General features: G+C 32.6%; 1 protein-coding gene. It reads left to right on the forward strand.

Going from position 1 to position 662, the window contains the following annotated elements; all coding sequences use genetic code 11:
* A partial coding sequence (locus tag BJS11_RS13180; RefSeq protein WP_159427265.1) for an ISL3 family transposase occupies positions 1–662 on the forward strand: 662 nt, incomplete at both ends.

The following is a 662-nucleotide window of genomic DNA, read 5'->3' on the forward strand; positions in this document are numbered from 1 at the left end:
AAAATAATACTGTTATTAAAAATGGCAAACGACACACATTAATTTATATGGGGGAAATCATATATAAACCTGCTTACTTAGAACTAAATAAACAGCGATTTTATTGTAAGGCTTGTGGCGAAACTTTCACAGCTAAGTCATCTTTCGTTCAACCAAAATCTTCGATTTCAAATTCAGTAAAGCTAGCCATTGCTGAAAAGGCTGCTGAAGCACGCTCTGAGAAAGCAATCGCGCATGATTTATTTATTTCACCTTCAACTGTTCATCGTCAAATGAAAATTATTGCCCAACAAGTTAAACCAAAAATATCAGATACACTGCCAAATCATTTGTCTTTTGATGAGTTTAAATCAACTAAAGATGTTGAAGGTGCAATGAGTTTTATATATTGTGACGGAAGTACACACGAAATATTAGATATTTTACCAGATCGACGAAAAGGTGAACTTGAAAAATATTTTAGTCGATTTCCTCTTAAAACACGGGCACGTGTTAAAACCATATCCATTGATATGTATAAACCGTATATAGAATTAATCAAAAAATTATTCCCAAACGCTAAAATTATTATTGACCGCTTTCATATCGTACAAGCAATTAATAGAGAAATTAATCGTTGTCGTGTGTCAGTTATGAATAGCAAACGAAAGACAAACAGACCT

Origin of the sequence: Staphylococcus caeli, from assembly GCF_900097965.1 — a bacterium.
Lineage (GTDB): Bacteria > Bacillota > Bacilli > Staphylococcales > Staphylococcaceae > Staphylococcus > Staphylococcus caeli.